We start from the raw sequence: 21,096 nt of genomic DNA, 5'->3' as shown, positions 1-21,096 counted from the left end.
GCGGTTGCTCCGTGGGGCGTGATGAGGGAGGAAGTCGTCCATCATCGTGGATGTGCGGGCAAAACACTAAATGGGGGCTTAGTGCCCGGTACGGGCGCCGAGGTCCGGGCTCCGGGGCCGCCGTGGCCGATACTGGGGAGCGTTATGGAAATCCTCATCCTTGCTGTAGTCATCGCCCTGGTCGCGGTCGGCGCGATCAGCGGGCTCGTGGTCAGCAGCCGCAAGAAGAAGCAGCTGCCCCCCACGGCGCCGCCGAGCACGCCGACCATCACTGCCCCGCCCGCCGAACCGCAGGTGGGGGAGGACTCCGCGCCGACGGCCGAAGAGCCGCGCCGGACCATCGAGGAGGTCGTGCTCCCCGAGGCGGAGGCAGCGGCCCCCGAGGCCCCCGTCGAAGAGGCCGTCCCGGCCGCGCCCGAGATCGAGGTGCCCGAGCCCACCGCCGGCCGCCTGGTCCGGCTGCGGGCGCGGCTCGCCCGTTCGCAGAACTCGCTCGGCAAGGGGCTGCTCACGCTGCTCTCGCGCGAGCACCTCGACGAGGACACCTGGGAGGAGATCGAGGAGACCCTCCTCATCGCCGACGTCGGTGTCGCCCCGACGCAGGAGCTGGTGGAGCGGCTCCGCGAGCGGGTCAAGGTGCTCGGCACCCGCACGCCCGCCGAGCTGCGCACCCTGCTGAAGGAGGAACTGCTGGCCCTGGTCGGCACCGACTTCGACCGTGCCGTGAAGACCGAGAGCGGCATGGACACCCCCGGCGTCGTGATGGTCGTCGGCGTCAACGGCACCGGCAAGACCACCACCACCGGCAAGCTCGCCCGCGTGCTCGTCGCCGACGGCCGCAGCGTGGTGCTCGGTGCCGCCGACACCTTCCGCGCCGCCGCCGCCGACCAGCTCCAGACCTGGGGCGAGCGGGTCGGGGCGCGCACCGTGCGCGGGCCCGAGGGCGGCGACCCCGCCTCCATCGCCTACGACGCGGTCAAGGAGGGCATCGCCGAGGGCGCCGACGTGGTGCTCATCGACACCGCGGGCCGGCTGCACACCAAGACCGGCCTCATGGACGAGCTCGGCAAGGTCAAGCGCGTCGTGGAGAAGCACGGCCCGCTGGACGAGGTCCTGCTGGTCCTCGACGCCACCACCGGGCAGAACGGCCTGACCCAGGCGCGCGTCTTCGCCGAGGTCGTCGACATCACCGGCATCGTGCTGACCAAGCTCGACGGCACGGCCAAGGGCGGCATCGTCGTCGCCGTCCAGCGCGAGCTGGGCGTCCCGGTCAAGCTCGTCGGCCTGGGCGAGGGCCCGGACGACCTGGCCCCCTTCGAGCCGGAGGCGTTCGTCGACGCCCTCATCGGCGACTGAGCCGCCGGCCCGGTCCCGAAGGACGTACGCAGAACGGTGCCCCCGGATCCGTCAGGACCGGGGGCACCGCCGTGCGCGGGGGCCGTCAGCGCCGGAAGCGGTGACAGGTGTAGGCCAGGGTGCCGAGCAGCAGGCGGGCCTGCGGGGGGCTGCCCGCACTGTCCAGCGCGGGCCCGCGCAGCCAGCCGGCCGGGCCGAGGCCCGCGTGGTCGGAGGGCGGGGCGGTCAGGAAGGCGCCGCGGCCCAGGGCGCGCAGGTCCAGATCGGCGTCGTCCCAGCCCATCCGGTACAGCAGCTCCGGCAGCTCGGCGGCGGCGCCCGGGGCGACGAAGAACTGCGCCCGGCCGTCCGGGGTGGCCGTCACGGGCCCCAGCGGCAGGCCCATCCGCTCCAGCCGGACCAGCGCGCGGCGCCCGGCCTCGGCGGAGACCTCGATGACGTCGAAGGCGCGGCCGACCGGGAGCAGGATCGCCGCGCCCGGATACTCGCCCCAGATCTCGGAGACCTCGTCCAGGGTGGCGCCTCCCGGGACGGTCGGAGCGAAGTCCAGCGGATGCGCCCCCGGCGCGCCGCAGTTCGTATGACCGCAGGAGCAGTCGCGCCGCGGGCCGGCGGCACGGGCTCCGGGGACCGCGTCCCAGCCCCAGATGCCGGTGTACTCCGCCACCGTCGTGCACTCCGCGGTCCGGCCCCGGCGCCGGACGCCGGAACGGAACTCCTTGGTGCTGCGGCTGCCGCCGATCGTGAAGCCCATGCCCATGCCCCCTCCAACGGGTCGGACGCGCCGGTGGTTACGACCTCGGCGAGACCTGTCGGAGGCCGGACGGGGCGCGTCCTCCACCGAGGCTGCCCGGCGCACTCCCCGCCGCGCGCGCCCCGAGCGCACTCCTGTCCAACCACTGTGGTTTCGCCTTGGTGTCAAGTGAATCGCGCCTGGCCGTCGGCGAGTTCATTCAAAGGGGTGGCGAATGGTGGCGTTTCCGGAATCGACCTCGCCGACGGGGTGATCGTAGGATTACTTTCGGTGCACGAACCGGACGGCAGGCCCATCCGTGGGTATGCCGGAGGCAATCGGTGGAGGACTTGTGAAGGTCCCCGGCGGCGTCGGCCGCCCCGGCCAGGGTTTCGTGTGAAGAGGCGATGCGGATGGGGGCGTTCCAGTGAGCGGCAACGGCGCAAGCGGAACGAGCGGCGAATCCGCTGTGCGGAACGAACAGCTGAGCTCGTGGTTCGTCCGCAGCGGCTGGTCCAAGGGCGAACTCGCGCGCCAGGTAAACCGCCGGGCCCGCCAGATGGGCGCCCACCACATCAGCACCGACACCTCCCGCGTACGCCGCTGGCTCGACGGCGAACAGCCCCGCGAGCCCGTGCCGCGCATCCTCTCGGAGCTCTTCTCCGAACGCTTCGGATCCGTCGTCGCCATCGAACAGCTGGGCCTGCGCACCGCCCACCAGACCCCCTCCGTCTCCGGCGTCGACCTGCCCTGGGCGGGCCCGCAGACGGTGGAACTGCTCAGCGAGTTCTCCCGCAGCGACCTGATGCTGGCCCGCCGCGGCTTCCTCGGGACCTCGCTCGCCCTCTCCGCCGGCCCCGCCCTGATCGAGCCGATGCAGCGCTGGCTCGTCCCGGCCCCGGCCGCCGACCTCGGACCCCGCACCGACACCGGGCCCTCGGGCGCGCTCGGCGGACACCGGCCGCCCCGGCTGTCCGAGCCGGAGCTCGACCTCCTCGAAGCCACCACCGTGATGTTCCGCCAGTGGGACGCCCAGTGCGGCGGCGGACTGCGCCGCAAGGCCGTCGTCGGACAGCTCCACGAGGTCACCGACCTGCTCCAGGAGAACCACCCCGGGCCGGTCATGAAGCGGCTCTTCAAGGTCGCCGCCGAACTCGCCGAGCTCGCCGGCTGGATGAGCTACGACATCGGCCTGCACCCCACCGCCCAGAAGTACTTCGTCCTCGCGCTGCACGCCGCGAAGGAGGCCGGCGACAAGCCGCTGGGCTCCTACATCCTGTCCGGGATGAGCCGCCAGATGATCCACCTGGGCCGCCCCGAGGACGCCCTGGAGCTCATCCACCTCGCCCAGTACGGCAGCCGCGACTGCGCGGGCCCCCGCACCCAGGCCATGCTGTACGCGATGGAGGCCCGGGCCTACGCCAACATGGGCCAGCCCAGCCGCTGCAAGCGGGCCGTGCGCATGGCCGAGGACACCTTCTCCGACGTCGGCTTCGACGGCGAGCCCGAACCCGACTGGATCCGCTTCTTCTCCGAGGCCGAGCTCAACGGCGAGAACTCCCACTCCTACCGCGACCTCGCCTACGTGGCCGGACGCAGCCCCACGTACGCCTCCCTCGCCGAACCGGTCATGGAACGGGCCGTGGAGCTGTTCGCCAAGGACGAGGAGCACCAGCGCTCCTACGCCCTGAACCTCATCGGCATGGCCACCGTCCACCTGCTCCAGCGCCAGCCCGAACAGGCCACCGTCCTCGTGGGCCAGGCCCTCGACGTGGCGGGAAAGGTACGCTCCGAACGGGTGAACAACCGGCTCCGCAAAACCGTCGACACCGCCGCCCGTGAATACGGCGACGTCGCCGAGGTGGTCCGGCTGACCGACCTCCTCGCCTCCCGGCTGCCCGAGGCCGCCGAGGCCGTCTGAGCCCGCTCCCGGCGCGGTCACCCGTCTGACCCGCGCCCGATCCGCCCCTGACCCGTACGTGACCCGGACCGGACCCGTACCTCACCGGTTCATGGAGGCGTAACACGCCCGGCCTCTTCGTCATCGGCGCGAAACACCCAGCGGCGCCGCCGGAAACCGTCCTGCGCGAATCTCATGGCCAATAACCGGCCAGACCTTACGCCGCCGCTCAGGTTTCCCACGATCGCCCGCACGCGACCGTACCGACGACGAGGAGACGCCGATGGCATCAGCCATCACGACCCTCGCAGCAGACGCCCCCACCCTGTCTGCCGCGAACACCGGGTTCATGCTCATCTGCTCCGCCCTGGTCATGCTGATGACCCCGGGACTCGCCTTCTTCTACGGAGGCATGGTCCGCGTCAAGAGCAGCCTCAACATGCTGATGATGAGCTTCGTCAGCCTCGGGATCGTCACGATCCTGTGGGTGCTCTTCGGCTTCAGCCTCGCCTTCGGCACCGACTCCGGCTCGCTGATCGGCTGGAACTCCGACTACGTCGGCCTCAGCGGCATCGGCCTCACCGAGCTGTGGGACGGCTACACCATCCCGGTCTACGTCTTCGCCGTCTTCCAGCTGATGTTCGCCGTCATCACCCCCGCCCTGATCAGCGGCGCCCTCGCCGACCGCGTCAAGTTCAGCGCCTGGGTGCTCTTCACCGCCCTGTGGGTCACCGTCGTCTACTTCCCCGTCGCCCACTGGGTGTGGGGCGCCGGCGGCTGGCTCTTCGAGCTCGGCGTCATCGACTTCGCCGGCGGCACCGCCGTCCACATCAACGCGGGCGCCGCCGCCCTCGGCGTCATCCTGGTCATCGGCAAGCGCGTCGGCTTCAAGAAGGACCCGATGCGCCCCCACAGCCTCCCCCTGGTGATGCTCGGCGCCGGCCTGCTGTGGTTCGGCTGGTTCGGCTTCAACGCCGGATCCTGGCTCGGCAACGACGACGGCGTCGGCGCCGTGATGTTCGTCAACACCCAGGTCGCCACCGCCGCCGCGATGCTCGCCTGGCTCGCCTACGAGAAGCTGCGCCACGGCTCCTTCACCACCCTCGGGGCCGCCTCCGGCGCCGTCGCCGGCCTCGTCGCCATCACCCCCGCAGGCGGCTCCGTCAGCCCGCTCGGCGCGATCGCCGTCGGCGCCATCGCCGGTGTGCTGTGCGCCATGGCCGTCGGCCTGAAGTACAAGTTCGGCTACGACGACTCCCTCGACGTGGTCGGCGTCCACCTGGTCGGCGGCATCGCCGGCTCCCTGCTCGTCGGCCTCTTCGCCACCGGCGGCGTCCAGTCCGACGCCAAGGGCCTCTTCTACGGCGGCGGCCTGGAGCAGCTCGGCAAGCAGGCCGTCGGGGTCTTCTCCGTCCTCGCCTACTCCCTCGTCGTATCCGCGATCATGGCCTTCCTCCTCGACAAGACCATCGGCATGCGGGTCGCGGAGGACGTCGAGGTCTCCGGCATCGACCAGGTCGAGCACGCCGAGACCGCCTACGACTTCAGCGGCGCCGGCGGCGGGATCTCCGCACGGAGCACCGCCGCACCCGCCCCCGCAGCCGCCGCGCACAAGAAGGTCGACGCATGAAGCTGATCACCGCCATCGTCAAGCCCTACAAGCTGGACGAGATCAAGGAAGCCCTCCACGCCTTCGGGGTCCAGGGCCTGACCGTCTCCGAGGCCAGCGGCTACGGTCGCCAGCGCGGCCACACCGAGGTCTACCGCGGCGCCGAGTACACCGTCGACCTCGTACCGAAGATCCGCATCGAGGTGCTCGTCGAGGACGAGGAGGCCGAAGAGCTGATCTCCGTCATCGTGAGCGCCGCCCGGACCGAGAAGATCGGCGACGGCAAGGTGTGGAGCGTCCCCGTGGACTCGGTCGTCCGGGTCCGCACCGGCGAGCGCGGCGCCGACGCGCTCTAGAGGACGGGAGCTCCCGGGTGACGGGCGTCGAAGAGACCACGCAGGACCCGGCCGGCTCCGGACCCGGCGGCTACGCCGAGGCCCGGCTGCGACTCCTCCAGGAGGAGTCGCGGTCCGGGCCCTCCCGGCGTTCCGCCCTGTCCGGGCTGACCGACCGATGGCTGAACGCGCAGTTCACGCGGGCCGCGCGGGAGACCGGCGTCCGGGGCGCCGCCCTCGTCGCCGTCGGCGGCTACGGACGCGCGGACCTCTCCCCGCGCAGCGACCTCGACCTGCTGCTGCTGCACGACGGCAAGGCACGGCCCGCCGAGCTGAGCGCGCTGGCCGACCGCCTCTGGTACCCGGTGTGGGACCTCGGCCTGGCCCTGGACCACTCCGTACGGACCCCCGGCGAGGCCCGCAAGACCGCCGCCGAGGACCTCAAGGCGCACCTCGGGCTGCTCGACGCCCGGCTCGTCTCCGGTGACGCCGGACTGCTCGCGGGCCTGCGCACCTCGGTGCTCGCCGACTGGCGCAACCAGGCCGCCAGACGGCTCCCGCAGCTGCACGCCCTGTGCCGGGAGCGGGCCGAGCGGGCCGGGGAACTGCGCTTCCTGCTGGAACCCGACCTCAAGGAGGCGCGCGGCGGCCTCCGCGACGCCACCGCCCTGCGCGCCGTCGCCGCGTCCTGGCTGGCCGACGCGCCCCGCGAGGGACTCGCCGAGGCCCGGCGGCGGCTGCTCGACGCGCGCGACGCGCTGCACCTGGTGACGGGCCGGGCCACCGACCGTCTCGCGCTCCAGGAACAGCCCCAGGTCGCCGCCCGGCTGGGACTGCTCGACGCGGACGCACTGCTGCGCGAGGTGTACGAGGCCGCCCGGGTCGTCGCGTACGCCGGCGACGTCACCTGGCGGGAGGTCGGGCGGGTGCTGCGCGCCCGGGCCGCCCGGCCGCGGCTGCGCGGACTGCTGGGGACCCGGGGCGCGGCGGCCGCAGCCGAACGGGCACCGCTGGCCGAAGGGGTGGTGGAGTCCGACGGGGAGGCCGTACTGGCGCTGGCCGCGCGGCCCGAGCGGGACCCCGTGCTGCCCCTGCGGTTCGGGGCCGCGGCCGCGCAGGCGGGCCTGCCCGTCTCCCTGCACGCCGTACGGCGGCTCGCGGCGCAGGCCCGGCCGCTGCCCGTGCCGTGGCCGGCGGAGGCGCGGGAGCAGCTGCTGACCCTGCTCGGGGCGGGGGAGCCGATGGTGGGGGTCTGGGAGGCGCTGGAGGCCGAGGGCCTGATCAGCCGGCTGCTCCCCGACTGGGAGCGGGTGCGCTGCCGCCCCCAGCACAACCCCGTGCACACCTGGACGGTGGACCGGCACCTGATCGAGACGGCGGTACGGGCCTCCGCGCTGGCCCGCCGGGTGGGCCGGCCCGACCTGCTGCTGATGGCGGCCCTGCTGCACGACATCGGCAAGGGCTGGCCCGGCGACCACTCGCTGGTGGGGGAGACCATCGCGCGGGACACGGCCGCGCGGGTCGGCTTCGACGCGCAGGACGTCGCCGTGCTGGGGGCGCTCGTACGCCACCACCTGCTGCTCGTGGACACCGCGACCCGGCGGGACCTGGACGACCCGGCGACCGTGCGGGCGGTCGCGGACGCCGTCGGCTCCCTCTCCACCCTGGAGATCCTGCACGCCCTGACCGAGGCGGACGCCCTGGCCACCGGGCCGGCCGCCTGGAGCACCTGGCGGGGCTCGCTGGTGGCCGACCTGGTCCGGCGGGTCGCCGCCGTGCTGCGCGGCACCGCCCCCGCCGCCACCGAGCCGCAGATACCGACCGTCGAGCAGGAACGCCTGTCCGTCGAGGCGCTGCGCACGGGCGAGCCGGTGCTCGCGCTGCACGCCCGCCAGGAGGAGGACGACGCCGTCGGGGTGGAACTGGTCGTGGCCGTCCCCGACCAGCCGGGCGTCCTCCCGGCCGTGGCGGGGGTGCTGGCGCTGCACCGGCTGACCGTGCGGGCAGCCGACCTGCGCTTCCTGGAGCTCGCGGAGCCGGCCGGAGAGGTGCTCGTGCTGCGCTGGCGGGTGGCGGCGGAGTACGGGGCCCTGCCGCAGGCCGCCCGGCTGCGGACCGACCTGGTGCGGGCGCTGGACGGCTCGCTGGACGTCCCGGCCAAGCTCGCCGGCCGCGAGGCCGCGTACCCGCGGCGGCGGGGCGTGGTCCCGCCGCCGCCCCGGGTCACCGTGGTCCCGGAGGTCTCCTCCCTGGCCACCGTCCTGGAGGTGCGGGCCCCCGACGCGGTGGGGCTGCTGCACCGGATCGGGCGGGCCCTGGAGTCGGCCGGGGTCCGGGTGCGCAGCGCGCACGTGTCGACGCTGGGCGCGAACGCCGTGGACACCGTGTACGTCGTCGACCCCGACGGCAAACCCCTTCCGCCTCCGGCGGCCACCGCGGTCGCGGCCCAGGTCCAGGCGGCCCTGACGTAGGCGCCGCGTGCGCGGGGCGTCGATCCCCGACCCACCCTTCGCCCGTTCCCCGGGGGCCCCGCCCCCGGACCCCCGCGCCTCAGACGCCGACGGGGCTGAGATGTGCTGTGCACATCCGGCCCGCGCGGCGTTTGAGCGAGGGTCGGGGACCGCTCCGCGCAGCGGGCCGGCGGCCCCGCCCCCGGGGGGTGGCGGGGCCGGATACCCTGGGGGACGACCACCACGCCCCCGACCCGAGGAATCGCGACCACCGTGTTCGATACGCTTTCCGACCGCCTCAGCGCGACCTTCAAGTCCCTCCGGGGCAAAGGCCGCCTCTCCGAGCAGGACATCGACGCTGCGGCGCGGGAAATCCGTATCGCCCTCCTCGAAGCCGACGTCGCGCTCCCCGTGGTCCGCTCCTTCATCGCGAACGTCAAGGAGAGGGCCCGCGGGGAGGAGGTCAGCCGGGCGCTGAACCCCGGCCAGCAGGTCCTCAAGATCGTCAACGACGAGCTGGTCTCGATCCTCGGCGGCGAGACCCGCCGGCTGCGCTTCGCCAAGACCGCGCCCACCGTGATCATGCTGGCCGGCCTCCAGGGCGCCGGTAAGACCACCCTCGCCGGAAAGCTCGGCTTCTGGCTGAAGGGGCAGGGCCACGCCCCGCTCCTCGTCGCCTGCGACCTCCAGCGCCCCAACGCCGTCAACCAGCTCAGCGTCGTCGCCGAGCGCGCCGGTGTCGCGGTCTACGCGCCCCAGCCCGGCAACGGCGTCGGCGACCCGGTCCAGGTGGCCAAGGACTCCGTCGAGTACGCCCGTACCAAGCAGCACGACATCGTCATCGTCGACACCGCCGGCCGCCTCGGCATCGATCAGGAGCTGATGCAGCAGGCCGCGGACATCCGCGACGCCGTCAGCCCCGACGAGATCCTCTTCGTCGTCGACGCCATGATCGGCCAGGACGCGGTCAACACGGCCGAGGCCTTCCGCGACGGCGTCGGCTTCGACGGCGTCGTGCTGTCGAAGCTCGACGGCGACGCCCGCGGCGGTGCCGCGCTGTCCATCGCGCACGTCACCGGCAAGCAGATCATGTTCGCCTCGAACGGCGAGAAGCTCGACGACTTCGACGCCTTCCACCCCGACCGCATGGCGGGCCGGATCCTCGACATGGGTGACATGCTCACCCTCATCGAGCAGGCCGAGAAGACCTTCAGCCAGGCCGAGGCCGAGAAGATGGCGGCCAAGCTGGCGAAGGGGCCGAAGGAGTTCACGCTCGACGACTTCCTGGCCCAGATGGAGCAGGTCCGCAAGATGGGCTCCATCTCCAAGCTCCTCGGCATGCTCCCGGGCATGGGCCAGATCAAGGAACAGATCAACAACATCGACGAGCGCGACGTCGACCGCACCGCCGCGATCATCAAGTCGATGACCCCGGCCGAGCGCCAGGACCCGCACATCATCAACGGCTCCCGCCGCGCCCGTATCGCCAAGGGCTCCGGCGTCGAGGTCAGCGCCGTGAAGTCGCTCGTGGAGCGCTTCTTCGAGGCCCGCAAGATGATGTCCCGCATGGCCCAGGGCGGCGGGATGCCCGGCATGCCCGGCATCCCGGGCATGGGCGGCGGCCCCGGCCGGCAGAAGAAGCAGGTCAAGCAGGCCAAGGGCAAGCGCAAGAGCGGCAACCCGATGAAGCGCAAGGAAGAGGAGGCCGCGGCCGCGGCCCGCCGCGAGCAGGGCCCGCAGCCCGGCGCTCCCGCCGCGGACGGCAACCCGTTCGGCCTCCCCGCCGGCGGCGGCCAGCCGGGTCAGGACTTCGACCTGCCGGACGAGTTCAAGAAGTTCATGAAGTAGCCCCGGGACGGAAGGGCCCCGGCCGCACGGCGGCCGGGGCCCTTCCGCGTCTGCGGGGGCAATGGTGTGGATTGTCGCTTATGGTCGGCCGGGAGGACGGCATAAGGAGGCTCCAGGTGCCCAGCCCCACCCCCGTACCGCCACGCGACCGGGCCGACACCCCCTGGCGCTCGGAAGGCGCCCCGCCCACCCCGCCGCCCAAGCGGAGGATGCCCGGCGGAGGCTGGCGCGGGCTGGTCCTCGCCGCCCTGATCGTCTTCCTGCTGACCAACCTCGTCCTGTCCTTCTACAACGAGGGCGACGAGCCGACGGTCTCGTACACCGAGTTCAGCAGACAGGTCGCCGACGGCAACGTCTCGAAGATCTACTCCAAGGGCGACGCCATCCAGGGCGAGCTGAAGAGCAAGCAGCCCGTCCCCGGCGGCAAGGGCGACTACACCAAGTTCGTCACCCAGCGCCCCGCCTTCGCCGACGACCAGCTGTGGTCCAGCCTCACCTCCAAGGGCGTCACCGTCACCGCCTCCCCGGTGGTCGTGCAGCGCAGCTTCCTGGCCAACCTGCTCATCTCCCTCGCCCCGATGCTGATCCTCGTCGCCCTCTGGCTGCTCATCGCCCGCCGGATGGGCTCGGCGATGGGCGGCATGGGCGGGCTGGGCCGCCGCGGGCCGCCCAAGCCCGTCGAACTGGAGGCCGGCGCGCCGCGCACCACCTTCGACGACGTCGCCGGCATCGACGAGGTCGAGGGCGAGCTCAACGACGTCGTCGACTTCCTGAAGAACCCGCAGCAGTACCGGGAGATGGGCGCCCGGATGCCCGGCGGCGTCCTCCTGGCCGGCCCGCCCGGCACCGGCAAGACCCTGCTGGCGCGGGCGGTCGCGGGCGAGGCCGGGGTGCCGTTCTTCTCCGCGTCCGCCTCCGAGTTCATCGAGATGATCGTCGGGGTCGGCGCCTCCAGGGTCCGGGAGCTGTTCACCGAGGCGCGCAAGGTGGCCCCCGCGATCGTCTTCATCGACGAGATCGACACCATCGGCCGGGTGCGCGGCGGCGGCGCCGGCATGGGCGGCCACGACGAGCGCGAACAGACCCTCAACCAGATCCTCACCGAGATGGACGGCTTCTCCGGCTCGGAGGGCGTGGTCGTCCTCGCCGCCACCAACCGGGCGGACGTCCTCGACCCCGCGCTGACCCGGCCCGGCCGCTTCGACCGCACCGTCGTGGTCTCCCCGCCCGACCGGGACGGACGCGAGGCCATCCTGCGCATCCACACCCGGGACATCCCCCTCGCCGCCGGCGTCGACCTCGCCCAGGTGGCCCGGACCACCCCCGGCATGACCGGGGCCGAACTGGCCAACCTGGCCAACGAGGCCGCGCTGCTGGCCGTCAAGCGCAAGCAGCGCGAGGTCACCCAGTCGGACCTCTCCGACGCCCTGGAGAAGGTCCAGCTCGGCGCGGAACGGCCCCTGGTGATGCCGCTCGAGGAACGCCGCCGCACCGCCTACCACGAGAGCGGCCACGCCCTGCTGGGCATGCTCCAGCCGGGCGCCGACCCCGTCCGCAAGATCACCATCGTGCCCCGCGGCCGGGCGCTCGGCGTCACCCTCTCCACCCCGGACGCGGACCGGTACGCGTACACGGAGGAGTACCTCCGGGGGCGCATCATCGGCGCGCTCGGCGGCATGGCGGCCGAACAGAGCGTCTACGGCGTGGTCACCACCGGCGCGGAGAACGACCTCGAACAGGTCACCAACATCGTCCGCGGGATGGTCGGCCGCTGGGGCATGAGCGAGCGCGTCGGAAAGCTGACCGCCGTCCCGGGCGACGGGCAGGCCCCGTACGGCCTGTCCGCCGCCCCCACCACACTCGACACCGTCGACCACGAGATGCGGCGGATCGTCGACGAATGCTACGAGGAGGCCTGCCGCCTGCTGCGCGAGCACCGGCCGAAGCTCGACGCCCTGGCCGAGGCCCTGCTGGCCGCCGAGACCCTGGACGAGCAGGCGGCGTACGCGGCGGCCGGAATCCCGCGGCTCGCGAAATAACGGGCCGCGCCGGGCCGCGCCGTCGAAGCCCCTCCCGGCCCTCGGGCCGCCGGAGCCACTTCGACGACACCCCCTAGGCCACCCGGGCGACGACGTACCGGAAGATGTTCGGCAGCCAGACCGCCCCGTCGGTCCGCTCGTACGGGTGGAGGGCCTCCGCCAGCTCCTTCTCCGCCTGGCCGGGGTCCGCCGCTCCGCCGTACAGCCCGGTCGACAGCAGACCCCGTACGGCGCTGTCCACGTCCGCGTACCCGAACGGGCAGAACACCCGCCCCGACCCGTCGGGCACCAGCCCCGCCCGCGCCGCCAGCGCGTCCAGGTCCAGGGCCGCCGGGCCGCCGCCCGGCACCACCGGCACCGTGCAGCGCTCCGGCGGACCCCAGCCGGCCAGCACCACCGCGCCGCCCCGCCGGACCGCCGGCAGGGCCCCGGCCAGGGCGGCCGGGGTGGGCTCGAAGGCCAGCAGGACGTCGTAGGGCCGCGCGGCGGGCACCGGGGGAGCCGCCACCACCTCCAGCAGCCGCTCGCGGGCCAGCGCCCGGCGGGCCGGATCCGCCTCCACGCCGGTGGCGCAGGCACCCCGCCCTCCGGCCAGCAGCAGGGCCAGCCCGGCCCCGCAGTCGAGGCCCAGCAGCCGGTCGCCCGGCCCGATCTCCAGCCGGTCGTAGACCGCCTCGTACAGCGGTACCAGCATCCGTTCCTGGATCTCCGCCCAGTCCCGGGCGACGAGCGTCGCCGTCGGCGTCGGTGTCATCGAAAGAGCGCTCCTGATTCCGTCTCGCCCCCTTGCCCCCGTTGCCAGGGAACTCCCCATTCGCGCCCGCGTCCAGAGGAGCGCGCCACCCGATTCACGCATCGAGCGCCCGGCGCCGTACCATTCGCGCCATGGCAAAGGCACCCGTTCTCACCCCGCAGGCGGAGGATTTCCCCCGCTGGTACCAGGATCTGATCAACAAGGCCGAGCTGGCCGACAACGGTCCGGTCCGCGGCACCATGGTCATCCGCCCGTACGGCTACGGCCTGTGGGAGCGGATGCAGCAGGAGATGGACGCCCGCATCAAGGACGCCGGTGCCCAGAACGCCTACTTCCCGCTGTTCATCCCCCAGTCGTACCTGACGAGGGAAGCCGAGCACGTCGAGGGCTTCGCCCCCGAGCTCGCGGTCGTCACCCACGGCGGCGGCAAGGAGCTGGAGGAGCCGGTCGTCGTCCGGCCCACCTCCGAGACGATCATCAACGACTACTTCTCCAAGTGGGTGCAGAGCTACCGGGACCTGCCCCTGCTGATCAACCAGTGGGCGAACGTGGTCCGCTGGGAGATGCGCCCCCGCGTGTTCCTCCGGACGAGCGAGTTCCTCTGGCAGGAGGGCCACACCGCCCACGCCACGTACGAGGACGCCCGCGAGTACGCCGCCCGGATCCACCGCGACGTCTACGGCGACTTCATGACGAACGTGCTCGGCATCGACGTCGTGCTCGGCCGCAAGACCGCCAAGGAGCGCTTCGCCGGCGCCATCAACACCCTCACCCTCGAGGGCATGATGGGCGACGGCAAGGCCCTCCAGCTGGGCACGAGCCACGAGCTCGGCACCAACTTCGCCAAGGCCTTCAACACCCAGTACCTGTCGAAGGAAGGCAAGCAGGAGCTCGTCTGGCAGACCTCGTGGGGCGTCTCGACCCGTATGGTCGGCGGCCTGATCATGTCCCACGGCGACGACAACGGCCTGCGCGTCCCGCCGCGCCTGGCCCACGTCCAGGTCGTCGTCATGGCGATCAAGGGCGACGAGGCCGTGGCCAAGGTCCGCGAGCTCGGTGACCGGCTCAAGGCCGCGGGCATCCGCGTCCAGGTCGACGACCGCGTCGACACCCCCTTCGGCCGCCGCGCGGTGGACTGGGAGCTCAAGGGCGTCCCCGTGCGCATCGAGATCGGCCCCCGCGACCTGGAGGCCGGTACCGCGATGCTGGCGCGCCGGATCCCGGGCGGGAAGACCCCGGTGCAGATCGAGGCGCTCGCCGACCTGCTGCCCAAGGTGCTCGACGAGGACCAGGCGCAGCTGCTGCGCGAGTCCCGCGAGCGCCGTGAGGCCCGTACGAGCGACGTCGCCACCCTCGAGGAGGCCGCCGAGGCCGCGATCGCCGGCGGCTGGGCGCGGATCCCCTGGGCCGACCTGGGCCCCGAGGGCGAGGCGAAGCTGGCCGAGCAGGCAGTCTCCGTACGCTGCCTGGTGGCCGAGGACGGATCGGTCCCGGTGGCCGACGACGCCCCCGGTACGCTCGCGATCGTCGCGCGCTCGTACTGATCGGCCGGGGACGCCCCTGGCGTGCGGCTCCGGCCGCGCGCCGGGGGCGTCGGCCGTCGATGGCCCTCGTTACGTACCGACTCCTCCTGGGATATGCGCACCCGTCCTCGTCAGGACGCATCAGAGTGAACTGACTGGTACGTGCAAAAAATTTGGAATGGCCCGGAATCGGAACACCGGGGCACCCCGGCTCGTTGTCACGACGTGAGCACGACACCACCTGTTCTCGCCGCAGAGCTGGCGCAGGCGTGGGCCGACATTCAGCGGTACCACCCCGAGCTGCCTGACCTTGCCGCGCCCGAGTCCCTGATCGGAGAGTCCTCGTCCGCCTGTGGCGCCGAGCTCTCCTTCGAGCGACTGCTGCACGAGGCAGTCCACGGCATCGCCGCCGCCCGCGGGGTGCGCGACACCTCCCGAGCCGGCCGCTACCACAACCGCAGATTCCTCGCGATCGCCGAGGAGATGGGGCTCGACCACTCCGAGGAGCCGCACGCCAGCAGCGGGTTCTCCCTGGTCAGCCTCAACCCCGAGGCCAAGAAGCGCTACCGCCCCACCATCGAGCGGCTCCAGCGCGCCCTCAAGGCGCATACGGCGGCCACCGCGGCCGACACCAAGCGCAGCTTCCGCGGTCCGGCCGCCCGGCACGGCTCCTCGGGCGGCGGCGTGCGCGTCAAGGCGGTCTGCGACTGCGGGCGCAACGTCCGGGTGGTCCCCTCCGTGCTGGCGCAGGCGCCGATCGTGTGCGGCGGCTGCATGAAGCCCTTCCGCATCCCCGAGGTCGCCACCGCGGCCGCCTCCTGACACGGGCGGCGGGCCGCGCCGCCGCCGGGCGGGGCGGGGGATCCTGCCGCTCGGTGGCGCCGCAGGCGTGTGGCACAATGGGCAGCTGTACTCGACAGTCGCATAGGACCCCTCTCTCCTCCGGCTGACGCGTCCATCGGGCACCCGAGTACCGCAACCCCACGTGGCATCTCAAGTGCCCAACCACGTCAAGTTCAGGAGACACCACTCCAGTGGCAGTCAAGATCAAGCTCAAGCGCCTCGGTAAGATCCGCTCCCCGCACTACCGCATCGTCGTCGCCGACGCACGCACCCGCCGGGACGGTCGCGCGATCGAGGAGATCGGCATCTACCAGCCGACCTACAACCCCTCGCGCATCGAGGTCAACGCCGAGCGCGCGCAGTACTGGCTGTCCGTGGGCGCCCAGCCCACCGAGGCCGTCCTCGCCATTCTGAAGCTCACCGGTGACTGGCAGGCGCACAAGGGCCTCCCGGCCCCGGCGCCGCTGCTGCAGCCGGCGACGAAGGAAGACAAGCGTCGCTCCTTCGACGAGTTCGCCAAGGCCCTCGAGGGCGTCGGCGAGGGCAAGGGCGAGGCCATCACGCAGAAGAAGAAGGCCGACAAGAAGGCGGACGAGGCCGAGGCCGCCGCCGAGTCGACCGAGGCCTGAGCATGCTCGAGGAGGCTCTTGAGCACCTCGTGAAGGGCATTGTGGACAACCCCGACGACGTGCAGGTCGCCTCGCGCAACCTGCGCCGCGGGCAGGTGCTCGAGGTCCGGGTGCACCCCGACGACCTCGGCAAGGTGATCGGCCGCAACGGCCGCACCGCGCGTGCTCTGCGTACCGTCGTGGGCGCCATCGGCGGCCGGGGCATCCGCGTCGACCTCGTCGACGTGGACCAGGTCCGCTGAGCAGTTGAACACCGGCACGGGCCGGGGAGGGCATACGTGCCCGCCCCGGCCCGTCGTCGTCTGAACAGGAGATATCAGGTGGAGCTGGTAGTCGCGCGGATCGGCCGCGCCCACGGGATCAAGGGTGAGGTCACCGTCGAGGTGCGGACCGACGAGCCGGAGCTGCGGCTCTCGCCCGGCGCCGTGCTGCGGACGGAACCCGCGTCGGCGGGTCCGCTGACCATCGAGACGGGCCGGGTGCACAGCGGGCGGCTCCTGCTCCGCTTCGAGGGCGTCAAGGACCGCACCGGCGCCGAGGCGCTGCGCAACATCCTGCTGATCGCGGACGTGGACCCGGCGGAACTGCCCGAGGAGGAGGACGAGTACTACGACCACCAGCTGATGGACCTGGACGTCGTACTCGAGGACGGCACCGAGGTCGGCCGGATCACCGAGATCTCCCACCTGCCCTCGCAGGACCTCTTCATCGTCGAGCGCCCCGACGGCACCGAGGTCATGATCCCCTTCGTCGCGGAGATCGTCGCCGAGATCGACCTGGAGGAGCAGCGCTGCGTCATCACCCCGCCGCCCGGGCTGATCGACGACCGCGCCGAGATCGCCTCCGCGCGGGACGCCGAGGCCGCTGACGCCGCCGGTAGCGCGGAGGGCGCGGACACCGGAGACGAGGCCTGATGCGGCTCGACGTCGTCACGATCTTCCCCGAGTACCTCGAGCCGCTGAACGTCTCCCTCGTCGGCAAGGCGCGGGCGCGCGGGCAGCTCGACGTACACGTGCACGACCTGCGGAACTGGACGTACGACCGGCACAACACGGTCGACGACACCCCGTACGGCGGCGGCCCCGGCATGGTCATGAAGACCGACCCGTGGGGAGAGGCCCTCGACTCCGCGCTGGCCGACGGCTACGAGTCCGGCGCCCACGGCCCGGTCCTGGTCGTGCCGACCCCCAGCGGCCGGCCCTTCACCCAGGAACTGGCCGTCGAGCTCTCCGAGCGTCCCTGGCTGATCTTCACCCCGGCCCGGTACGAGGGCATCGACCGCCGCGTCATGGACGAGTACGCGACGCGGATGCCGGTGTACGAGGTCTCCATCGGCGACTACGTCCTGGCGGGCGGGGAGGCGGCCGTGCTGGTCGTCACCGAGGCGGTGGCCCGGCTGCTGCCCGGGGTGCTCGGCAACGCCGAGTCGCACCGGGACGACTCCTTCGCCCCCGGCGAGATGGCCAACCTGCTCGAGGGTCCCGTCTACACCAAGCCGCCCGAGTGGCGGGGCCGCGGGATCCCCGAGGTGCTGCTCAGCGGCCACCACGGGAAGATCGCCCGCTGGCGCCGCGACGAGGCCTTCCGCCGGACCGCGCGCAACCGCCCGGACCTGATCGAGCGCTGCGAGGCCTCGGCCTTCGACAAGAAGGACCGCGAGATCCTGAGCATCCTGGGCTGGAAGCCGTCGGAGGACGGCCGATTTTGGCGCAGGCCGCAGGCCGTGGAAGAATAGGCGGCTGCTGTGTGCTTCCGTACGCTCCTGCCACAGGGGGATCGCCGTACGGGGAGTGGCACGGCTCCCGAATTCTCTCCGGAAACCCGCACCGGCGACCTGTGGCGTCGTGCGAAGAAAGCAGACGAACAACATGTCTCACCTGCTCGATGGCGTCAACGCCGCCTCCCTGCGCACGGACGTCCCGGCCTTCCGCCCCGGTGACACCATCAACGTGCACGTCCGCGTGATCGAGGGCAACCGCTCCCGTATCCAGCAGTTCAAGGGCGTTGTCATCCGTCGCCAGGGCTCTGGCGTCTCCGAGACCTTCACCGTCCGCAAGGTCTCCTTCAGCGTCGGCGTGGAGCGCACCTTCCCGGTCCACTCCCCGATCTTCGAGAAGATCGAGCTCGTCACCCGCGGTGACGTGCGCCGCGCCAAGCTGTACTTCCTCCGTGAGCTCCGCGGCAAGGCCGCGAAGATCAAGGAGAAGCGCGACCGCTGATCTCCCCTCCGGGTCCCGGGGACGGGCGGATAGGCTCGCACCCGATGGACACCGAAGCAGAGCTCACACAGCGCGGCCACTCCTCTCCCGAGCAGGGGGAGGGGCGGCCGCGTTCTGCGTTTTCCGGGCTCAGCCGGGTGCCGGGGCCCTGGCGGCGTGCCGGACTGCTCGGGGTGCTCTGCGCCGTCTTCCTGCTGCTGTTCGCCAACTTCGTCGTGCAGCCCTTCCAGATCCCGAGCAGGTCCATGGAGCCCACCCTGGGGGTGGGTGACCGGGTCCTGGTCAACAAGCTGGCGTACCGTTTCGGCGGCGAGCCGCGGCGGGGTGACGTGGTGGTCTTCGACGGCGCCGGGTCCTTCGTACGGGAGCCCGCGGGCGGCAACCCGGTCGGGAACGCCGTGCACGGCGCGCTCTCGGCCCTCGGGCTCGCGGAGCCCTCCGACACCGACTTCGTGAAGCGGGTCGTGGGCGTCGGCGGGGACGACGTGGTGTGCTGCGACGCGGGCGGCCGGATCCGGGTCAACGGGGTCCCGCAGGCGGAGCCGTACCTGTACGCCGGTGACGCTCCCTCGAAGGTGCCCTTCCGGATCGTCGTTCCCCTGGGCACCCTGTGGGTCATGGGCGATCACCGGTCCCAGTCCCGGGACTCCCGCGACCACCTGGGCGAGCCGGGCGGGGGGATGGTGCCGGTGGAGAAGGTGATCGGGCGGGCCGACTGGATCGGCTGGCCCGTGTCCCGCTGGGGCTCGGTGCCCGGCGCGCGGACCGGGGACGGCGCCCATGGGTAGCCGGGGCCGCCCGAGAGGCGGGCGCCGGCCGGAGCCGGAGCGGGAACCCGAACCGGAGAGGCCGCGGCGCAGACCCGGACCGAAGCCCGGGCCGGATCGCGGACCGGGTCGCGGACCGGGTCGCGGGCCGAATCCCGGACCGAAGCCGGGGCCGAAGCCTTCGCCGGAGCCGGCGGGCGCTGCCGTGCCCGCGGAGCCGGCGGAGGCCGGAGCCGCCGACGGCACGGCGGCGGAATCCGGCGGGCGGGCCGAGCGGCGCCGGCTGGCGCGCAAGGTCCGGCGCCGCAGGCGTACCCGCCGGGTGGGCGAGCTGCCGTTGCTGGTGGCGGTCGCGCTGTGCATCGCCCTGGTGCTCAAGACCTTCCTCGTGCAGGCCTTCTTCATCCCGTCCGGCTCGATGGAGCAGACGATCCGGATCGGCGACCGGGTGCTGGTGGACAAGCTGACGCCGTGGTTCGGCTCGCAGGTCGAGCGCGGCGACGTCGTCGTGTTCAAGGACCCGGGCGGCTGGCTCCAGGGCGAGGCCGCGCGGCCCGCCCCGGACCCGGCCGGCGTCAAGCAGGTCAAGCAGGTCCTGACCTTCATCGGCCTGCTGCCCTCCGCGGACGAGCAGGATCTGATCAAGCGGGTCATCGGCGTCGGCGGGGACACCGTCAAATGCTGCGACGGTCGGGGCCGGGTGACCGTCAACGGGGCGCCGCTCGATGAGCCGTACGTGTCACCCGGCAACGCGCCCTCGGAGATCCGTTTCGAGGTGCGCGTACCCGCCGGGCGGATCTTCGTGATGGGTGACCACCGCGCCAATTCGGCCGACTCCCGCTACCACCTCGACGAGGCCTTCGAGGGGACGATCGACGTGAAGGGCGTGGTCGGGCGGGCCGTGGTGATCGCCTGGCCCTTCGACCACTGGCACGGACTCGACCAGCCGGCGACCTTCCTGTCGGTTCCGGATCCGGTGCGCGGCGGGCGGCGGCGCGGGCCCGGCGGGCGCCGCCGGGGGACCCCGGTCGCATAGTGTGGCCTTGGTCTCCCGCGCCTTAGGGAACTCCCGCTCGTTAGGGGAGGGGAGGGCCCGTGCCTGATCCGGTGCGGGCGGCGGTTTTCCGAGTGAGGAGTGGATGTGGGGGATGTGGCGGTAGGCGCACGATCCGGACGCGATGAGGGTGAGGAGCGGCCGGACGACGCCGTCGGGCACGAGACCGGGGAGGAGGGTGCCGAGGAGGGCAAGCCGCAGCGCTCCTTCTGGAAGGAGCTCCCGCTCCTCATCGGTATCGCCCTGCTGCTGGCCCTGCTGATCAAGACCTTCCTGGTGCAGGCGTTCTCGATCCCGTCCGACTCGATGCAGGACACCCTGCAGCGCGGTGACCGGGTGCTGGTGGACAAGCTGACGCCGTGGTTCGGCTCGGAGCCCGAGCGCGGCGAGGTCGTGGTCTTCCACGACCCCGCGAACTGGCTCGCCGGTGAGGCCACCCCGGAGCCCAACATCGCGCAGCAGATCCTGAGCAAGATCGGTCTCATGCCGTCCGCCGACGAGAAGGACCTGATCAAGCGGACCATCGCCATCGGCGGGGACACCGTGGAGTGCAAGAAGGGCGGCCCGGTCGTCGTCAACGGCAAGGCGCTGGACGAGCCCTACATCTTCCCCGGCAACTCCGCCTGCGACGACTTCCCCTTCGGCCCGATCACCGTGCCCAAGGGCAAGATCTGGGTGATGGGCGACCACCGGCAGAACTCCCAGGACTCCCGCTACCACCAGCAGGACTCGACCCAGGGCTTCGTCCCGGTCAAGGACGTCGTCGGGCGGGCCGTGGTCGTCGCGTGGCCGGTCACCCGCTGGTCGACCCTCCCCGTTCCGGACACCTTCGACCAGCCGGGCATCGGCAACCAGCCCCCGGCTCCGCTGCACTCGCCGCAGGCCGGCGCACTGGGCCCGGCCGGGGTCGGCCCGGCCGCGCTGGGACTCGTCGGAGCCGTGCCCCTCGTCCTGTGGCGCCGGCGGAGGCTGACCAAGGGGCGTACCGCCGGGTAGGGTGCCGCCCAGGTCGACGATCTCCGGTGGGGAGCGCTGCA

General features: G+C 72.5%; 18 protein-coding genes and 1 pseudogene. 17 read left to right on the top strand and 2 right to left on the bottom strand.

Features of this window, described 5'->3' with window-relative positions; genetic code table 11:
* Positions 1-144: 144 nt before the first annotated feature.
* Positions 145-1,356 carry a signal recognition particle-docking protein FtsY gene (ftsY, locus tag AB0D45_RS03220; protein ID WP_362455042.1) on the top strand — a complete coding sequence of 404 codons (1,212 nt, stop codon included), beginning with the start codon at positions 145-147 and terminating at the stop codon, positions 1,354-1,356.
* 85 nt (positions 1,357-1,441) lie between these two features.
* On the opposite strand, the gene AB0D45_RS03215 is transcribed toward ftsY, so the two are convergent.
* Complete coding sequence (locus AB0D45_RS03215; protein WP_362455041.1) at positions 1,442-2,110, bottom strand: bifunctional DNA primase/polymerase; 669 nt, start codon at positions 2,108-2,110, stop codon at positions 1,442-1,444.
* A 463-nt stretch (positions 2,111-2,573) separates the two neighbouring features.
* Between AB0D45_RS03215 and AB0D45_RS03210 the strand changes: the two genes are divergently transcribed.
* From AB0D45_RS03210 to ftsH, 6 genes are all read left to right on the top strand, one after another.
* A complete protein-coding gene (locus tag AB0D45_RS03210; RefSeq protein ID WP_361610250.1) occupies positions 2,574-4,010 on the top strand; it encodes a hypothetical protein in 1,437 nt (478 codons plus the stop codon).
* A 262-nt stretch (positions 4,011-4,272) separates the two neighbouring features.
* Positions 4,273-5,619 carry an ammonium transporter gene (locus AB0D45_RS03205; RefSeq protein ID WP_361610246.1) on the top strand — a complete coding sequence of 449 codons (1,347 nt, stop codon included), beginning with the start codon at positions 4,273-4,275 and terminating at the stop codon, positions 5,617-5,619.
* Positions 5,616-5,954: a P-II family nitrogen regulator gene (locus tag AB0D45_RS03200; RefSeq protein ID WP_361610247.1), complete on the top strand. Its 339-nt coding sequence runs from the start codon at positions 5,616-5,618 to the stop codon at positions 5,952-5,954. Before AB0D45_RS03205 ends, AB0D45_RS03200 begins: the two co-directional genes overlap by 4 nt.
* 17 nt (positions 5,955-5,971) lie before the next feature.
* Positions 5,972-8,404 carry a [protein-PII] uridylyltransferase gene (locus AB0D45_RS03195; RefSeq protein WP_362455040.1) on the top strand — a complete coding sequence of 811 codons (2,433 nt, stop codon included), beginning with the start codon at positions 5,972-5,974 and terminating at the stop codon, positions 8,402-8,404.
* A 252-nt stretch (positions 8,405-8,656) separates the two neighbouring features.
* A complete protein-coding gene (gene ffh, locus AB0D45_RS03190) occupies positions 8,657-10,231 on the top strand; it encodes a signal recognition particle protein (protein ID WP_361609185.1) in 1,575 nt (524 codons plus the stop codon).
* An 80-nt stretch (positions 10,232-10,311) separates the two neighbouring features.
* On the top strand, positions 10,312-12,270 hold the full coding sequence (gene ftsH / locus AB0D45_RS03185) for an ATP-dependent zinc metalloprotease FtsH (protein ID WP_362455039.1): 1,959 nt from the start codon (positions 10,312-10,314) through the stop codon (positions 12,268-12,270).
* A gap of 73 nt (positions 12,271-12,343) precedes the next feature.
* Here the strand turns inward: ftsH and AB0D45_RS03180 are convergent, their stop codons facing one another.
* On the bottom strand, positions 12,344-13,024 hold the full coding sequence (locus AB0D45_RS03180) for a methyltransferase type 11 (RefSeq protein WP_362455038.1): 681 nt from the start codon (positions 13,022-13,024) through the stop codon (positions 12,344-12,346).
* 131 nt (positions 13,025-13,155) lie between these two features.
* On the opposite strand from AB0D45_RS03180, the gene proS reads away from it, so the two are divergent.
* The 10 genes and pseudogenes from proS to lepB (AB0D45_RS03130) all read left to right on the top strand — a co-directional run bounded on the left by proS (position 13,156) and on the right by lepB (AB0D45_RS03130) (position 21,055).
* On the top strand, positions 13,156-14,568 hold the full coding sequence (gene proS / locus AB0D45_RS03175; protein ID WP_362455037.1) for a proline--tRNA ligase: 1,413 nt from the start codon (positions 13,156-13,158) through the stop codon (positions 14,566-14,568).
* Positions 14,569-14,772: 204 nt separating this feature from the next.
* Positions 14,773-15,369 (top strand): hypothetical protein, encoded by a 597-nt coding sequence (locus AB0D45_RS03170; RefSeq protein WP_362455036.1) that lies wholly within the window; start codon positions 14,773-14,775, stop codon positions 15,367-15,369.
* 212 nt (positions 15,370-15,581) lie between these two features.
* Positions 15,582-16,019, top strand: coding sequence for a 30S ribosomal protein S16 (gene rpsP, locus AB0D45_RS03165; RefSeq protein ID WP_007266826.1), 438 nt, complete (start codon positions 15,582-15,584; stop codon positions 16,017-16,019).
* A gap of 2 nt (positions 16,020-16,021) precedes the next feature.
* The gene (locus AB0D45_RS03160) at positions 16,022-16,261 is read left to right on the top strand and encodes an RNA-binding protein (RefSeq protein WP_007266827.1); all 240 of its coding nucleotides are present in this window, start codon (positions 16,022-16,024) and stop codon (positions 16,259-16,261) included.
* Between the two features lie 78 nt (positions 16,262-16,339).
* Complete coding sequence (gene rimM, locus AB0D45_RS03155) at positions 16,340-16,933, top strand: ribosome maturation factor RimM (protein WP_361609196.1); 594 nt, start codon at positions 16,340-16,342, stop codon at positions 16,931-16,933.
* Positions 16,933-17,754 carry a tRNA (guanosine(37)-N1)-methyltransferase TrmD gene (gene trmD, locus AB0D45_RS03150; RefSeq protein WP_361609198.1) on the top strand — a complete coding sequence of 274 codons (822 nt, stop codon included), beginning with the start codon at positions 16,933-16,935 and terminating at the stop codon, positions 17,752-17,754. The genes rimM and trmD overlap by 1 nt, the downstream gene beginning before the upstream one ends.
* A 133-nt stretch (positions 17,755-17,887) precedes the next feature.
* Positions 17,888-18,238: a 50S ribosomal protein L19 gene (gene rplS / locus AB0D45_RS03145; protein ID WP_030227407.1), complete on the top strand. Its 351-nt coding sequence runs from the start codon at positions 17,888-17,890 to the stop codon at positions 18,236-18,238.
* Between the two features lie 44 nt (positions 18,239-18,282).
* On the top strand, positions 18,283-19,026 hold the full coding sequence (lepB, locus tag AB0D45_RS03140) for a signal peptidase I (RefSeq protein ID WP_362455035.1): 744 nt from the start codon (positions 18,283-18,285) through the stop codon (positions 19,024-19,026).
* A 184-nt stretch (positions 19,027-19,210) separates the two neighbouring features.
* A pseudogene (gene lepB, locus AB0D45_RS03135) lies at positions 19,211-20,187 on the top strand (signal peptidase I).
* Entirely contained in the window at positions 20,156-21,055 is a 900-nt protein-coding gene (lepB, locus tag AB0D45_RS03130) for a signal peptidase I (RefSeq protein ID WP_362455034.1), read from the top strand. The pseudogene lepB (AB0D45_RS03135) and the gene lepB (AB0D45_RS03130) overlap by 32 nt, the downstream one beginning before the upstream one ends.
* Positions 21,056-21,096: the final 41 nt, after the last annotated feature.

The sequence above is a fragment of the Streptomyces sp. NPDC048352 genome, assembly GCF_040651895.1.
GTDB lineage: Bacteria > Actinomycetota > Actinomycetes > Streptomycetales > Streptomycetaceae > Streptomyces.
This window is presented reverse-complemented; position numbering and strand designations above follow the sequence as displayed.

Coding starts and splice junctions, on each gene's coding strand:
- AB0D45_RS03160 (WP_007266827.1), top strand. CDS start 16,022: ATGCTCGAGGAGGCTCTTGAGCACCTCGTGAAGGGCATTGTGGACAAC.
- ftsH (WP_362455039.1), top strand. CDS start 10,312: ATGGTCGGCCGGGAGGACGGCATAAGGAGGCTCCAGGTGCCCAGCCCC.
- rplS (WP_030227407.1), top strand. CDS start 17,888: ATGTCTCACCTGCTCGATGGCGTCAACGCCGCCTCCCTGCGCACGGAC.
- trmD (WP_361609198.1), top strand. CDS start 16,933: ATGCGGCTCGACGTCGTCACGATCTTCCCCGAGTACCTCGAGCCGCTG.
- AB0D45_RS03205 (WP_361610246.1), top strand. CDS start 4,273: ATGGCATCAGCCATCACGACCCTCGCAGCAGACGCCCCCACCCTGTCT.
- ftsY (WP_362455042.1), top strand. CDS start 145: ATGGAAATCCTCATCCTTGCTGTAGTCATCGCCCTGGTCGCGGTCGGC.
- proS (WP_362455037.1), top strand. CDS start 13,156: ATGGCAAAGGCACCCGTTCTCACCCCGCAGGCGGAGGATTTCCCCCGC.
- AB0D45_RS03180 (WP_362455038.1), bottom strand. CDS start 13,024: ATGACACCGACGCCGACGGCGACGCTCGTCGCCCGGGACTGGGCGGAG.
- AB0D45_RS03215 (WP_362455041.1), bottom strand. CDS start 2,110: ATGGGCTTCACGATCGGCGGCAGCCGCAGCACCAAGGAGTTCCGTTCC.
- lepB (WP_362455035.1), top strand. CDS start 18,283: ATGGACACCGAAGCAGAGCTCACACAGCGCGGCCACTCCTCTCCCGAG.
- AB0D45_RS03200 (WP_361610247.1), top strand. CDS start 5,616: ATGAAGCTGATCACCGCCATCGTCAAGCCCTACAAGCTGGACGAGATC.